This window comes from Pseudoroseomonas cervicalis ATCC 49957 (genome assembly GCF_000164635.1).
In the GTDB taxonomy this organism is placed as follows: Bacteria; Pseudomonadota; Alphaproteobacteria; order Acetobacterales; family Acetobacteraceae; genus Pseudoroseomonas; species Pseudoroseomonas cervicalis.
This window is the reverse complement of sequence record NZ_GG770785.1, coordinates 42,282-56,756: the sequence shown is the minus strand read 5'-3', so window position 1 is coordinate 56,756 and position 14,475 is coordinate 42,282. Positions and strand designations below refer to the sequence as shown.

Below are 14,475 nucleotides of genomic sequence, written 5' to 3'. Positions count from 1 at the left end.
GGGTGTTTCACCGCCGAGCTGCAGATTAGATTCGACAGCGGCATGCCGAATCATGTACCTGATACGTTCCACATTACAGGGACGTCACGTGCAGAAGGACTTCACCAAGTTCGCCAACCAGCGGTTCCTCAAGACCGTGGACTGGGAAGTTCTGGGTAAGCTGCTCACGGCGCACCGAGCAGGCATCAAGGGCCTCGACCTGGAAGCTCTGCTCGCCGATGAGGTGGAGGGGCGGAAGCGGATCACCGAGTACTTGCTCGGCTCGAAGGACTCCTACCCGGAGGGCCTGATCCAGGACCTCCATCGCATCGTCCGCCTCGACAGCCCGACCGGGATGCGACTGCTGCAGGAGGAGGCGGAGCGTCAGGGGGTCGTGATCATCGACCCGGCGGAGTGTCCAACCGCGACGCCGCGCGACTACGCCCTCGTCGCCTTCGTCGAGTTCCCGGACGTGTTCAGGGAGGCGGAGCACACCTCCGTCTTCATCGCGCCGCCCAGCGTCACCGAGTTCGATGCCGGTGAGGATGGGCTTGCGGCCAGCGTGACCAAGGAGACGCTCGAAGCGCTGCGCGTCCGCACGTCCGGCATCTTCGCGGCCGACCTACGCGGGAAGTTCTGCCGCGTCCGCGACTATGTCGATGATGGCGAGCTGTGCATCGCAGTCCGCCATGGGGCGCCGCCGGTTTCGACCGAGGTCATTCGCGGCGACGAGGACGAGGTCATCGGCTTCCAGGAAGTCGACACCGCGGTGATCTCCTTCGTCGAGGCGACGGGGCGGCTCACGGTCTGGGGCTGCGCGAAGAAGCGCCGTGCCGACCTGGCAGAAGCATTCGCCGCCGAGATTCTCGGGCGCCCCGGCGCGTTCAAGGCCGCCAGCTCGCAGAACCTCTACACGCTGGCCCCGGCAGAGAAGTCGCATGGCACCTTCGCCTTCCGCATCGGCGACCTGGACCAGATCGAGCGGGTCGAGATCACGGAAGCGCAGGCCAACCGCGTCGCCACCAATGTCCGGACCGGCCGCGAGAAGACCCTGTTCTCGGTGCGGGTGAAGGACTCCGAGGGCAGCGCGCTGCGCCGTCTGCATGAGAGCCGGGCTGACATCAGCTACGGCGACAATGCGTGGCGCCTCGACCACATCATCGCGCGCATCGTTCTGAAGACACCGAGCGGCCGCGCGCCGACGATCAGCGTCACGGTCAAGCCGCCCGGATCGGTCACCTTTCCCAGGGTCCGGCACAAGAAGCTGGTCATGGCATTGCTCAAGCTGAACGCGCTGACGAATGACCGGCGGCCTATCGTACCAGCTCTGGCGGCTGAGTGAGGCCGGCGAGCCGGTCGTCATGCTCGGCCGGCAGTATGGTGCGGAGGAGGAGGCTGCCTTCGAGCGCCTCATCCAGCTCGGCATCCTCGTGCATCGTGGGCGCGAGGCGTCCTGGGCTGTCTGCGACGACTGCGACTGCGGCGCTGATGAACGTGCAATCGTGTGGGACGGCGATGTCGCCACCGCCAAATGCGCCGGCGATCGCCGAAGGGATGAGCGCCTGCCCGCGGACGATGTGCGCAGCTTCAACGTGGTCCTGTCGGCCTTCATGGAAGGCGTGGCTGAGGCCATGGGATTGGGCCGTCCGGACCAGATCGCGCCAGGGCTGTGGAGCCTCGGCATGCTTGCGGACGGGCGGATCATCGTGGCCGCACCCACCCGCATTGGCATCCGACAGCCAGGGCTGGTCGGCGCGATTCGCCTCGCCCACAAGGAAGGCACAGTCATCCTGGTCGGGCCAGAACTGCCCACGCTGATGCGCGGCAACCTGGCCGAACAGAACATCCATCATGTTCAGCCGATCCACGCCCTTCTGCCGCCAGTGGGTGATCTCCCCCTGGCACTGGACGTCGCCCGACTGCCAGATGGGCGCGCCGGCCGGTACGAGTTGGTGTTGACGGCCGCCACGCAGACCGTTCGGCTTGATGATCGAGAGGCCTCCATCCGCGCGAAGCCGTTTCAGCTCCTGAGAGCACTCGCGGATGCTCATCGAGATGGTCGGCCGGTTGTGCATCCGTCGGTGCTACATGCGTTGCTTTTCTCGGCGAACACCTCACCCGACGCGGTTCGCAAGCTGGCGAACGAGCTTCGCGGCCAACTCAGGGAGCATTTCGGCGACACTCCCCGCGTGGCCGGCCTCATCACGACGAACAACACGCTGGGCTACTCCATCGCTTGCCCGCCACTGTCCGTCCTCGTGAAGTAGCAGCGCCGATCCGACATCTTGCAGACGTCTGTCCGACACCTGTCGGAAAGCATCCGCGGCACCTTCCGCTGGCCATCACCGCCAGCCGGAGCCGCAGATGCCCTCGCTCACCTTCTCCGAATTCGAACCTCTGCACCGCATGGCCGAGCGCATGGCGCGCGGCCTGTGCCGCCGCCTCGGGCTGCCCGCGCATGACGCCGAGGATTTCGCCCAGGACCTCCTGACCGATCTGCTCTCCCGCCTGCCCGGCTTCAACTCGGACCTGGGAGACCTCGGCGCCTTCGCGCTCACCTGCTTCCGGCACCATGCCGCCCTGCTGGCGCATCGCACCCAGCGGTACCGGACACTTCATCACCCCACTTCCCTGGACGACCCGTTGCCGGACGGCGGCGCCACGGTCGGCGCCGTGCTGTCGGAGGCGGACGGCTACGGCGCGTGGATGGGCCAGCAGACCGACGCCTTCGCGGACGTGAATCGCCGGCTGGACCTCGAGCGGATCGCCGACGTGCTGACGGAGGAGGATGCGCCCCTCTGCGCCGCCCTCGCGCGTGGCAACGTCGATCCCGCCCGCCACGCCGGCCTGTCGCGCACCACGGCGTTCCGGCGCGTGCGCGAGATGCGACTGCGGCTGCGCGCCGCCGGCATCGCCCCGGCGGCCTGAAACAGAACCCCCGCAGCCTCGGTAATCATGGTCATGGACACCAGCATCACCGACATCCGCGCAGTGGTGACGCCTCTCACCGAGGCTTCGCTCTGCACCTGGCTGGGCGCCGCGGCCCCCGGCGACAGCATCACCTACCACCGTGGCGCGCTCGCCCGGCAGGTCTGCCCGCAGTTGCAGTGCCTGCCCGAGAACGAGCGCACCGCGCTCCAGCGCCTGGCGGCCCGTGCCTGGAAGCTGGCCGAGCTCGGCCTCGCCGACATCGTGCAGCGCCGCTACGGCTATGAGGACTACGCCTACATCCTCGTCGCCCGCCGCCGCCCGCGCCGTACCGCCTCGGCCATCCTGCCGATGCTGCTCGCGGAGGCCGCGTGATGGACGCGCTCCGCACCAACCGCCCCAGCCTCGACGCGCTGCGCCACATGCCGGTGAGCGACGTCATGGCGCTGCCCGCCGAGCATCTGGCGCTCCTGCAGACCGATGCGCGCGAGGCGCTGGATGCCGCCAAGCGCATGCAGGACTGGATCGAGGCCGCGATCGCGCTCCGCTACGAGCAGCGCGCCATCGGCGCCCGTGCCGCTGCCGGCAAGGGCACCGGCACGGTCCGCTTTCAGGACGGCACCGTGGAGATCGCGGTCGACCTGCCGAAGAAGGTGGAATGGGACCAGGCGCGGCTTGCCGCGCTGGCGGAGCAGATCCGCGCCGGCGGCGAGGATCCGGGCCAGTACGTCGAGGTCAGCTTCAAGGTCTCCGAGCGGGCCTACACCGCCTGGCCCGATCGCATCCGGCAGGCCTTCGAGCCGGCCCGCACGGTCCGCACGGGCCGCGCCACCTATCGCCTGGCCATCACGTCCGAGACGGCGCTGCGCGACAGCCCGCATGGGGCCGGCGTCATCCCGCTGCGGGGAGGCCGCTGATGGCGCTGCGCATCATCACCGCCGACGAGCGGCAGGCTGAGGCGCGCGGCATCAAGGCCGTGATCTTCGGCAAGAGCGGCATCGGCAAGACCTACCTCCTGCTGACGCTCGATGAAGGCAGCACGCTGTTCATCGACCTGGAGGCGGGCGACCTCGCCGTGCAGCACTGGCGTGGCGCGTCGATCCGCCCGCGCACCTGGGAGGAATGCCGCGACCTCGCGCTGTTCCTGGCCGGCCCCAACCCCGCGCTGCGCGACGACCAGCCCTATTCCGCCGCGCAGTATGCGCGCGTCCTGCAGGCCTATGGCGATCCGGCGCGCATGGACGGCTTCGCCACGATCTTCGTGGACAGCATCACGGTCGCCGGCCGGCTCTGCTTCCAGTGGTGCCGCGGTCAGCCCGAGGCGCATTCCGAGAAGACCGGCAAGCCCGACATCCGCGGCGCCTATGGGCTGCATGGCCGCGAGATGATCGCCTGGCTCACGCACCTGCAGCATGCGCGCGGGCGCAACGTGATCTTCGTCGGAATCCTCGACGAGAAACTCGACGACTTCAATCGCCGCGTCTTCGTGCCGCAGATCGACGGCAGCAAGACCGGCCTCGAGCTGCCCGGCATCGTCGACCAGGTGATGACGCTGGCCGAGATCAAGCCGGACGCCGCGCCCGGCCAGCCTGCGCTCGCATCCTTCCGCGGTCTGGTCTGCCAGACGCTGAACCCCTGGGGCTACCCCGCGAAGGATCGCAGCGGCCGGCTCGACATGCTGGAGCCGCCGCATCTCGGTCAGCTCTTCCAGAAAATCCGCAGCCCATCGCCGCCGATCGCCGCGCACGGCGCGCCGTCGATCGCGCTGCCCGCCGCCACCCCCAACACCTGATCGGAGCAGAAGCACCATGGCTGCCTGGAACGACTACAACGACGCCCAGTCCAACCCGAACCTGATCCCCAAGGGGACGCTGGCGAAGGTCCGCCTCACCATCCGCCCCGGCGGCTTCGACGATCCGAGCCAGGGCTGGACCGGCGGCTACGCGACGCGCGGCAGCACCGGCGCCGTCTATCTCAATGGCGAGTTCACCGTGCTGGAGGGGCCCTACGCCAAGCGGAAGATCTTCACGCTGATCGGGCTCTACAGCCCGAAGGGGCCGGAATGGGCGGGGATGGGCCGCAGCTTCCTGCGCGGGATGCTGAACTCCGCCCGCGGCATCTCCGACAAGGATGTCTCGCCCCAGGCGCAGGCGGCGCGCCGCATCGGTGGCTTCGCGGATCTCGATGGCCTCGAGTTCGTGGCGAGGATCGAGCACGGCACCGATGCTGGCGGCGAGACCAAGAACGAAATCCGCATGGCGGTGACGCCAGACCATCGGGACTACGCCCAGCTGATGGGGCGGCATGTGGCGCCAGCGGGTTATGCACCGCCCGCCCAGGCCTACGCGCCGCCCGCCGCGCCGCCCATCCAGCAGGGCGCCTTCCCTGCCGCGGCGCCGCAGCCCGCCGCGGCCGGCGCCGACCCGCGTCCCGCCTGGGCGCGCTGAGGGAGGGCCGCACCAGCATGCTGCTCCGCCCCCGCCAGAAGCTCTTCGTCGAGCGCAGCCTTCGTGCGCTCGGCCAGCACGGCAACACTCTCGGCGTCGCCCCGACCGGCGCCGGCAAGACGATCATGCTGTCGGCGGCGGTGGGCGAGCATATCGGCGGCAGCGCCGCGAAGGCCGCGGTGCTGGCGCATCGGGATGAGCTAACGGCTCAGAACCTGGCAAAGTTCCGTCGCGTGAATCCTGGCATCGCCACCTCGGTGGTGGATGCCGGCCAGAAGTCCTGGGGCGGCCAGGTCACCTTCGCCATGGTGCCGACCCTGACCCGCCAGGCGAACCTCGAGGCGATGCCCGCGCTGGACCTGCTGGTGATCGATGAGGCGCATCACGCCGTCGCGGACAGCTATCGCCGCATCATCGATCGCGCCCTCGACCGCAACCCCGACTGCTGGATCTACGGCGTCACCGCCACGCCGAACCGCGGCGACAAGGTCGGGCTGCGCCAGGTCTTCTCGAACGTCGCGGACCAGATCCGGCTCGGCGAGCTGATCGCCTCCGGCCACCTCGTGCCGCCTCGCACCTTCATCATCGATGTCGGTGTGCAGGACGAGCTGCGCGCGGTGCGCCGCAGCGGCGATGACTTCGACATGGGCGAGGTCGCCCGCGTCATGGACACGGTGCCGGTCACCGATGCGGTGGTGAAGCACTGGCAGGAAAAAGCTGGCGGCCGCCAGACTGTGGCCTTCTGCTCCACCATCGCACACGCGGAGCACGTCGCCGCGGCCTTCAATGCGGCCGGCATCCCCACCGTCATCGTGACCGGCGACATGCCGGAGGGGGAGCGGCGCTCCGTCCTGGCCGCCTATGCCCGGGGCGAGGCGCACATCGTCGTGAATGTCGCGGTGCTCACGGAGGGCTGGGACCACCCGCCGACCTCCTGCGTCATCCTGCTGCGGCCAAGCTCCTTCAAGTGCACGATGATCCAGATGGTCGGCCGCGGGCTGCGCACCGTGGATCCCACCGAGCATCCCGGCATCGTCAAGCGCGACTGCATCATCCTCGATTTTGGCACATCCTCGCAGATCCACGGCTGCCTGGAGCAGGACGTCGATCTCGACAGCCAGCCCGGCGAGGGCGAGCCGCCGACCAAGACCTGCCCGTCCTGCGAGGCCGAGGTGCCGATCGCGGTGATGGAATGCCCAATCTGCGGCCACGCCTTCGAGCCCCGCGGGCGGGAGGCGACGCCGCTTTCCGACTTCGTCATGACGGAGATCGATCTCCTCCGGCGCTCGGCTTTCGAGTGGTGCGACCTGTTCGGCGATGATGCGGCGCTGCTGGCCAATGGATTCAACGGCTGGGCGGGCGTCTTCTTCTTGAACGGAGCCTGGCACGCGGTCGGCGGGGCGAAGGAGGAGCGGCCCCGCCTGCTGTCGATTGGCGAGAGGCTGGTGGCGCTGGCCGCGGCGGATGACTGGCTGAACACCTACGAGACGGACGAGAGCGCCCACAAGAGCCGGCGCTGGCTGCGGGAGCCGCCGACCGAACGCCAGCTGATCCATCTGCCCCCGGCGGCACGGGCCGATCTCGGCATGACCCGGTACCAGGCCTCGGCGCTGCTGACCTTCAAGTTCAACCGCCAGGCCATCCAGCATCTCGTGCGCAGCGCCCAGCCCGCGGCGCTCGGGCAGGCCGCATGATCGATGGCCCGGTCCCCGGAACCGCCCTGCGCCGTCTGCTCCCGCCCGGCGCGTGGCTTTGGCTGGTTCGACCCGGCGCCGCGGAAGAAGCCGCGGCCCTCGGTCTCCTTCTGCTGCATCGCCTGCCAGGGCTTCTGGTCGCGCTTGGCGGGGAGGTCGTCCGCCATGGTTGACCTCACCGAGCAGGAGAAGGCCGCGATGCGCGCGGCCATGCGCCGCGTCGCGGAGACGATGGCCGAGATCGGCTGGGGCACCCGCTTCCAGGAGCTGAGCGAGGCGCAGGTGCTGACGCTGATCGAGGTCGCCGTCGGCGGCTTCCAGGAGGCGATGCAGGCGATCGCGCGTCAGGACATGGCGGCGGAGGTGCCCTTCTGATGCTCGACTTCAACAGCCGCAGCCAGACCTCCGCGCATGTGAATGCCGCCATCGACGCGGCGCTTGTCGCGGCCAATCAGGCGTCGCCGCCGCGCAACTACCTGGGCGGCTCGCGCCTCGGCCATGCCTGCGAGCGCGCGCTGCAGTTCGAGTTCGTGCAGGCCCCGAAGGACGAGGGCGCCGACTTCGACGGACGGCTGCTGCGCATCTTCGGGATCGGACACGCGCTGGAGGATGTCGCAGTCGCCTGGCTCCGTGCCGCCGGCTTCGATCTCTACACCCGCCGCGGTGGTGGCGAGCGCGGCGAGCAATTCGGCTTCTCGGTCGCCGGTGGTCGCATCCGCGGTCATGTGGACGGCGTCTTCGCCGGAGGCCCGACAATCCCCGGCATGGCGTTCCCCGCGCTGTGGGAATGCAAGACCATGAACGCCAAGGCCTGGCGCGAGACGTCCAGCAAGGGCGTCGCCGCGGCCAAGCCGATCTACGCGGCGCAGATCGCGGTCTACCAGGCCTACATGGACGCCAGCGTCCCGGGCGTGGCGGACAACCCGGCGCTGTTCACCGCCATCAATAAGGACACGGCGGAGCTGCACCACGAGCTGGTGCCGTTCAACGCCGAGCTGGCGCAGCGCATGTCGGACCGGGCGGTACGCATCCTGGCCGCGACCGATGCCGGCGAGCTTCTGCCCCGCGTTGCCGCCCAGGCCGATCACTTCGAGTGCCGCTTCTGCCCCTGGGCCAAGCGCTGTTGGGCGCAGCCTGCATGACGGCTTGGGGCGACTTCAACGATGCCGCGCCACTGCCGGAGGATAGCGCGAGCGAGCTTCCCGGCGCTGAGCAGACCGCCCTTGATCGAGTTTCCGGCGCTGGGTCATCGATGTCGGCGGCCGATGGCCCCATCGCGCCGGACCTCGAGCAGATCGCCGCCTTCCTGGACGTGGTGTTCGGCTATTGCGACGGGCTGATTCCGGTCCGCGGCTTCGTCGACCAAGGCCAGGGGCTCGACACCAAGCCGCATAACATCTGGGTCCCGGCCGATCGGCACGCCGCCGCATCCCTCAGCGCCTATGCCACATGGGCCGCGCGCGAAGGCAGCGCCGTCTATGTCATCCCCGGCACCGTCGCCGAGCAGGGCCAAGCCCGCGCCGAGCATGTGCTGCAGATGCAGACGGTGGTGGTCGATCTCGATGCCGGCGACATCTCCGCCAAGCTGGCGCATCTCGTCCAGCACCTCGGCGCCCCCACCCTGCTGGTCGAAAGCGGCGGCCGCACCGCCGAGGGCGTCACCAAGCTGCATGTCTGGTGGCGGCTCACCGAGCCGGCCGAGGGGGCGGACCTGGTGCGGGTCTGCGCGCTCCGCGGCGAGATTGCAGAGAAAGTCAGTGGTGACCTGCACTTCCGATCGGCCCACCAGCCGATCCGCGTGCCCGGCACTGTCCACCAGAAGCAGGGCGTCCAGCGGCGCGTCACGATCCGGGAGCACCGTCCCAGGGTCGAGGTGGAGCTCCCCGACTTCGCCGCGGCGGTGGCGGCCATGCCCACCATGCCGGGCCTGGCGGCGCCCGCCGCCCATGGCGCCAACCATCCCGGTCTCGATGCGGTCCTGACCACGCCAGTGCGGGAAGGCGCTCAGGACGCCTGGACCCGCTTCCAGGGCGCCAGCGCCGCGATCGGGCACTTCGTCCGCATGGTCCACGAGGGTCGCATGACTGGCGATGAGGGGTGGGAGGCGATCTGCCAGTACAACGCCGCCTGCTTGCGCCCCGCCTGGCCGCTCGATCGCCTCAAGGCCGAGGCCGACGCAATCTGGGCGCTGCACGTCGATCGCAACGGGCCGCCGCTGCTGCGCGCCGACACCGCACCACCACCAGCCGTCCCCGCCCACACGCTCGGCGCGCTGCTGGACGACACCTCGCCCATGCCGGACGACCTCATCGGGCCGCGCGTGCTCACGCCCGGGGGCATGCTCGTGCTCGGCGGCGCACCGAAGGTCGGCAAATCCGACTTCCTGATCAGCCTGCTGGTGCACGCCGCCGCCGGCGCGCCGTTCCTGCGCTTCACGGCACCACGGCCGCTGCGAGTGTTCTATCTCCAGGCCGAGATCCAGTACCACTACCTCCGCGAGCGCATGCAGCAGCTGCGCCTCGACCGCGCCGTCGTTGCCCGCGCGCGCGACACCCTCGTCGTCACCCCCAAGCTGCGCATGCTGCTCAACGAGCGCGGCGTGCCGCTGGTGGCTGCCGCCATTCGCCAGGCCTTCCCCGACGCGCCGCCGGACGTGATCTGCATCGATCCAATCCGCAACCTGTTCGACGGTGGCCCCGGCGGCGAAGGCGAGAACGATAACGCGGCGATGCTGTTCTTCCTGCAGAGCCGCGTCGAGGCGCTGCGCGACGAGGTGGCACCCGAGGCGGGCATCATCCTCGCCCACCACACGAAAAAGCTCAGCAAGCAACAGGTGAAGGACGATCCCTTCCTGTCGCTCTCCGGCGCCTCCGCGCTGCGCGGCTTCTACACCTCCGGCATGATCCTCTTCCGCCCTGACGAGGAGGAGACGCCGCGCGAGCTGCATGTCGAGCTGCGCAACGGGCCCGGCCTCAATCCGCTCCTCATCGACAAGCGAGGCGGTGCCTGGGTCGAGCTCGACCGCAAGGGCGAGCGCATCGTGCGGCGTGACGTCGGCGCCCGCCTCGATGCCGAGCGTAGCCGTCGCCACGACGTCATCCTGCAGATCATCGCGCAGGAGGCCCGCGAAGGGCGCGTATTCACGGGTGGCGCCTTCGCGGCGCAGTTCGAGAATACCCACGGCCTGGGTGGCAACGACACCATCGCGCGCCGCATCAACGTCCTCGCCAACAAGGGCTACATCAAGTTCCTGCGCGCGGCCCCGGAGCACGGCATTCCTGCCAGCAAATCCTCCAAGGGCTATCTGCTGGTGCAGGACATGCTCTTCGCGACGGGCGAGGAGGCGGTGGATCCGGAGACCGGCGAGATCACGCCCAGGCTGGTTCGCTTGCTGCCCAGCCACTTCCAGTCCGACACCAACAGCGCCGTCCTGCCGGTCGAGAACCCCGAGGTCTGGGTGCTGAACGACCCGGAGGTCGAAGCATGATCGACCCGATCGGAACGCCCCCGCACCGTGCGGAACTTGGCAGTTCCGCAAGTTCCGCAGCGCTGCGGAACTTCCCTGCGGAACTTGATTTGCCCAAGCATTCCAATGGGTTCGCCAAGTTCCGCAAGTTCCGCAAACGGGCTTTGCGGAACTGGCTTGCGGAACTTCAAAACATCCCGCCCGATCAATCGGTTAGGCAAGTTCCGCAAGTTCCGCAAAATGCCACCCCCCTACGGGGGGTGTGCGTGCGCGCCTCAGCGGCGCGCGCACACCATCCCCAGAGCGGTCGGGTTCGGGCTCGGGCTCCCCCCGATGGGCACCATCCCCGCCAGCCGGGCAGCGACGGCGAGCTCCGCCAAGAACCGCGCCGTCGCCGCCCTCACCACGACCAGCTCCTGTCGGAGACCACCATGGCACCCGTGACTCTCCCCATGCCCTCGGCCTATGCAAGCGGCGCCCTGCCCGAGCCGGCGCTCTTTCTGCCGCGCAAGCCGGGCATCCTCGCCCTGGATCTGGGCACCGCCACCGGCTGGGCCCTGCGCTTCGACACCGGCCGGATCACCTCCGGCGTCGAGACCTTCAAGCCCCGCCGCTTCGAGGGCGGTGGCATGCGCTATGTCCGCTTCGTCGACTGGCTCGTCGAGATCGCCACGCACGCCCACGGCATCGGCCGCTTGGTGTTCGAGGAAGTCCGCCGACACGCCGGCACCGATGCAGCCCACGTCTACGGCGGCTTCCTGGCGACGCTGACCTCGTGGTGCGAGGAGCACGAGATCCCCTACGAGGGCGTGCCCGTCGGCACCATCAAGCGCTTCGCCACCGGTCGTGGCAACGCGGACAAGGCGGCGATCATCGCCGCGATGCGCGCCCGCGGCTTCGCGCCGGCCGACGACAATGAGGCCGACGCTCTGGCGCTGCTGCTCTGGGCAACCGATCCGCAGGGTGGTCGGGCATGAGGCTGCCCGATGCGCCGCGTCCGCCCCGGTCGTGTCTGGACCTGGCACGCAGCCCGTCAACCGCGATGGACCTCGACGCCATGCGCGCCGCCGCCTGGCACCGGCACGGCGTCGCCGCCCTGGCCGTGGAGGACATCGCCGATCCCTGGCTACGCCAGGCAGTCATCAACGAAGCAAGCCGGCGCTGGGGGCGTCGGCACGGAGGGGACCAGCATGGCCGGTAAGCGCAAGGCAAAGCGCGCGACGTCGAAGCACGAGGATCTGTCGAAGCCCTCCAAGTGGCGGCTGCAGCACGGCACCTTCGAGGGGCCGATCCGCTCGGCCGACCCCGAGACCGGGACACCGACGCAGCATCGCCGTGCGGTGGACACGCTTGGGCAGATGTTGGCCAACGGCACCATCACGCCGCAGATGCACGAAGCGGGCGAGATCTTCCGCGGGCTGTTTCGCGCGGCTTGCTTCGACGGCATGTCGACGTCGCAGATCGTGCGCCTCCCCGGCATGCGTGTCGACACGCTCTCGACGCTGCAGATCGACGCGCGGCGCCGTATCGCGGCGGCGCTGGATGCGCTTGGTGGGCACGACAGCCCAGGCGGCTCCTGCGCATGGTTCGTCGTCGGCCTGGAGTTCTCGGTCCGTGAGTGGGCGATGCGCCAGGGCTGGGCGGGACGGACAGTGCACGGCCCTGTCGGGCAGGGCATCCTGGTGGGGACGCTCGGCACGCTCGCCATGCACTTCGGCCTGACGCCGCGCACACAGGCGGCGTGAGAGGCGTGGCCGGGGCGATCTCCATCGCCCCGGCCACGCTGTTACAATTGGCCCGCTGGCGGCGCCGAAATCGATGAGGCTAGACTCAGGACACGTAGAGAAGGCGCGACCGCGCCGCGGCTCACCAGCCACAGCGTCGCGCGATCGAGACAGTGGCTCGCGAGCCGCAGGGTCCTTCCTGGCCCCGCTGTATGCGGGGGGCGGAAGCGCGCAAGGTTCCTAGCGCCAGGCCAGTTTTCCAGGTTGCCAGCGCCGCGCAGTTGCCAGCCGCGCCAGCCACCATTCCAAAATCACGCAGGTGCAGATGCCCCAGGCCCCATGGTCTGCGAGCGCCGTCGAGGCGCGCGCGGTCGCCGCCCTGCTGCCCTATGCCGGCAACGCGCGCACGCACTCCGCCGAGCAGGTGGCGCAGATCGCGGCCAGCATCCTCGAGTTCGGCTTCGTCGCGCCGGTCCTGGTGGACGAGCGCGGCGAGCTCATCGCCGGCCACGGCCGGCTGCTGGCCGCGCAGTCACTCGGCCTCGAGGCCGTGCCGACGATCGTCCGCGCCGGCCTGACCGATGCGCAGAAGGCCGCTTACCGGCTGGCGGACAATCGCATCGCGCTGAACGCCGGCTGGGACGAAGCGCTGCTCGCGGCCGAGGTCGCGAAGCTGCAGGAGATGGGTGGCATCGACCTGGCGCTGACCGGCTTCGACGGCGCGGAGATCGAGCGCCTGCTGGCCGGACTGGAAACCGAGGCCGGCAACCTGCCGGCACCGGCGGTTGCCAGCGGTGCCGAGCCGGCTGCTGGCAACCAGCCGGACGCGGACGACGCGGAGCCGGGAGAGGATCCCGCGGATGCGGAGCCGGAGCCGCCGCGACAGGCTGTCGCGCGGGTCGGCGACATCTGGCTGCTGGGCGAGCACCGCCTGGCCTGCGGCGACAGCGCGAACCGCTCCACGGTCGCGCGCGTCATGGCTGCGGATCACGCGGCGCTGCTGTTCACCAGCCCGCCCTACGGGAATCAGCGGGACTACACCACCGGCGGCGTCTCGGATTGGGATGCGCTGATGCAGGGCGTGTTCCAGCATCTCGACGGTGCGCTGCGCCGCGACGCGCAGGTGCTGGTGAATCTCGGGCTGATCCATCGCGAGGGGGAATGGCAGCCGTATTGGCAGGGCTGGCTGGACTGGATGCGTGGCCAGGGCTGGCGGCGCTTCGGGCTCTACGCCTGGGACCAGGGGCCCGGCCTGCCGGGCGACTGGAACGGCCGCCTCGCGCCTGCCTTCGAGTTGGTCTTCCACTTCAATCGCGAGGCGCGCCAGGCCAACAAGATCGTGCCGTGCAAATGGGCCGGCACGCCGAACAAGGGCAGCGGGCTGCGGGCCGCCGACGGCGAGGTGAAGGCCTACACGCATATCGGCCTGCCGGTGCAGGAGATGCGCATCCCGGACAGCGTGCTGCGCATCACCCGCCACAAGGGTCGTGGCATCGAGACCGAGCACCCGGCGGTGTTCCCAGTCGCGCTGCCAGAGTTCCTGATGCGCGCCTACACGGACGAGTGCGACGTCGTGTTCGAGCCTTTCGGCGGCTCGGGCACGACCATCCTCGCCGGCCAGCGCACGGGTCGGCGCGTCCGCGCCATTGAGCTCGCGCCGGCCTATGTCGACCTGGCGATCGCGCGGTGGCGGATGCTGCATCCAGACCTTCCGGTGACGCTGGCCGAGGATGGCCGGGACTACGATTCCGTCGCCGCGGCCCGCGCTGAGGTGACGGCCGATGCTGCCTGATCTCCGCGTCGAGATGATGCCTGTGGCGGCGCTCGCACCCTACGCCGCGAACGCCCGGCTGCACCCGACCGAGCAGGTGGCGCAGCTCGCTGCCTCGATCGGGGAGTTCGGCTTCAACGTGCCGGTGCTGGTGGATGACGCCGGCGTGCTGATCGCCGGCCATGGCCGCGTGCTCGCCGCCAAGGCGCTCGGCCTCGAGGAGGTGCCGGCGATCCGGCTCGGGCACCTGACCGAGGCGCAGGCGCGGGCCTTCCGGCTGGCCGACAACCAGCTGGCGCTGAACTCCACCTGGGACGAGAGCCTGCTCGCGGCCGAACTACGCGCGCTGCGGACCGATGAGTTCGACCTCGGGCTAATCGGCTTCGACGGCGCGACGCTCGACCGCCTGCTGGGCGATGCCGCGCCGGACGCGCCCGCGCCCGGCGGGGAGCCCGACGCCCCGGCG

At 69.8% G+C, this 14,475-nt stretch carries 16 protein-coding genes; all 16 read left to right on the top strand.

Features of this window, described 5'->3' with window-relative positions; genetic code table 11:
- The first annotated feature begins 88 nt into the window (after window positions 1-88).
- Entirely contained in the window at window positions 89-1,321 is a 1,233-nt protein-coding gene (locus HMPREF0731_RS18865) for a hypothetical protein (protein WP_007005801.1), read from the top strand.
- Window positions 1,281-2,246 carry a hypothetical protein gene (locus HMPREF0731_RS18860; protein WP_007005800.1) on the top strand — a complete coding sequence of 322 codons (966 nt, stop codon included), beginning with the start codon at window positions 1,281-1,283 and terminating at the stop codon, window positions 2,244-2,246. The genes HMPREF0731_RS18865 and HMPREF0731_RS18860 overlap by 41 nt, the downstream gene beginning before the upstream one ends.
- Window positions 2,247-2,343: 97 nt before the next feature.
- Window positions 2,344-2,907, top strand: coding sequence for a sigma factor (locus tag HMPREF0731_RS18855; RefSeq protein ID WP_007005799.1), 564 nt, complete (start codon window positions 2,344-2,346; stop codon window positions 2,905-2,907).
- A gap of 33 nt (window positions 2,908-2,940) precedes the next feature.
- Window positions 2,941-3,282 carry a hypothetical protein gene (locus tag HMPREF0731_RS18850; RefSeq protein WP_040614007.1) on the top strand — a complete coding sequence of 114 codons (342 nt, stop codon included), beginning with the start codon at window positions 2,941-2,943 and terminating at the stop codon, window positions 3,280-3,282.
- On the top strand, window positions 3,282-3,824 hold the full coding sequence (locus HMPREF0731_RS18845; protein ID WP_007005797.1) for a hypothetical protein: 543 nt from the start codon (window positions 3,282-3,284) through the stop codon (window positions 3,822-3,824). Before HMPREF0731_RS18850 ends, HMPREF0731_RS18845 begins: the two co-directional genes overlap by 1 nt.
- A complete protein-coding gene (locus HMPREF0731_RS18840; RefSeq protein WP_007005796.1) occupies window positions 3,824-4,699 on the top strand; it encodes an ATP-binding protein in 876 nt (291 codons plus the stop codon). The genes HMPREF0731_RS18845 and HMPREF0731_RS18840 overlap by 1 nt, the downstream gene beginning before the upstream one ends.
- Window positions 4,700-4,715: 16 nt before the next feature.
- Window positions 4,716-5,354 carry a hypothetical protein gene (locus tag HMPREF0731_RS18835; RefSeq protein WP_007005795.1) on the top strand — a complete coding sequence of 213 codons (639 nt, stop codon included), beginning with the start codon at window positions 4,716-4,718 and terminating at the stop codon, window positions 5,352-5,354.
- Window positions 5,355-5,371: 17 nt separating this feature from the next.
- Window positions 5,372-7,048 carry a DEAD/DEAH box helicase gene (locus HMPREF0731_RS18830; protein ID WP_007005794.1) on the top strand — a complete coding sequence of 559 codons (1,677 nt, stop codon included), beginning with the start codon at window positions 5,372-5,374 and terminating at the stop codon, window positions 7,046-7,048.
- A gap of 165 nt (window positions 7,049-7,213) precedes the next feature.
- Window positions 7,214-7,423 (top strand): DUF6511 domain-containing protein, encoded by a 210-nt coding sequence (locus HMPREF0731_RS18825; protein WP_040613988.1) that lies wholly within the window; start codon window positions 7,214-7,216, stop codon window positions 7,421-7,423.
- Window positions 7,423-8,190: a hypothetical protein gene (locus tag HMPREF0731_RS18820; RefSeq protein WP_007005792.1), complete on the top strand. Its 768-nt coding sequence runs from the start codon at window positions 7,423-7,425 to the stop codon at window positions 8,188-8,190. Before HMPREF0731_RS18825 ends, HMPREF0731_RS18820 begins: the two co-directional genes overlap by 1 nt.
- Window positions 8,187-10,535, top strand: a complete 2,349-nt coding sequence (locus tag HMPREF0731_RS18815; RefSeq protein ID WP_007005791.1) for an AAA family ATPase — start codon at window positions 8,187-8,189, stop codon at window positions 10,533-10,535. Before HMPREF0731_RS18820 ends, HMPREF0731_RS18815 begins: the two co-directional genes overlap by 4 nt.
- Before the next feature lie 410 nt (window positions 10,536-10,945).
- Window positions 10,946-11,491, top strand: a complete 546-nt coding sequence (locus HMPREF0731_RS18810; RefSeq protein WP_007005789.1) for a hypothetical protein — start codon at window positions 10,946-10,948, stop codon at window positions 11,489-11,491.
- Window positions 11,488-11,715 (top strand): hypothetical protein, encoded by a 228-nt coding sequence (locus HMPREF0731_RS18805; RefSeq protein ID WP_040613984.1) that lies wholly within the window; start codon window positions 11,488-11,490, stop codon window positions 11,713-11,715. The genes HMPREF0731_RS18810 and HMPREF0731_RS18805 overlap by 4 nt, the downstream gene beginning before the upstream one ends.
- On the top strand, window positions 11,705-12,259 hold the full coding sequence (locus HMPREF0731_RS18800; RefSeq protein WP_007005787.1) for a hypothetical protein: 555 nt from the start codon (window positions 11,705-11,707) through the stop codon (window positions 12,257-12,259). The genes HMPREF0731_RS18805 and HMPREF0731_RS18800 overlap by 11 nt, the downstream gene beginning before the upstream one ends.
- Window positions 12,260-12,563: 304 nt before the next feature.
- Window positions 12,564-14,030: a site-specific DNA-methyltransferase gene (locus tag HMPREF0731_RS18795; RefSeq protein WP_007005786.1), complete on the top strand. Its 1,467-nt coding sequence runs from the start codon at window positions 12,564-12,566 to the stop codon at window positions 14,028-14,030.
- A partial coding sequence (locus HMPREF0731_RS18790; protein WP_007005785.1) for a ParB/Srx family N-terminal domain-containing protein occupies window positions 14,020-14,475 on the top strand: 456 nt, incomplete at its 3' end. The genes HMPREF0731_RS18795 and HMPREF0731_RS18790, both read left to right, overlap by 11 nt.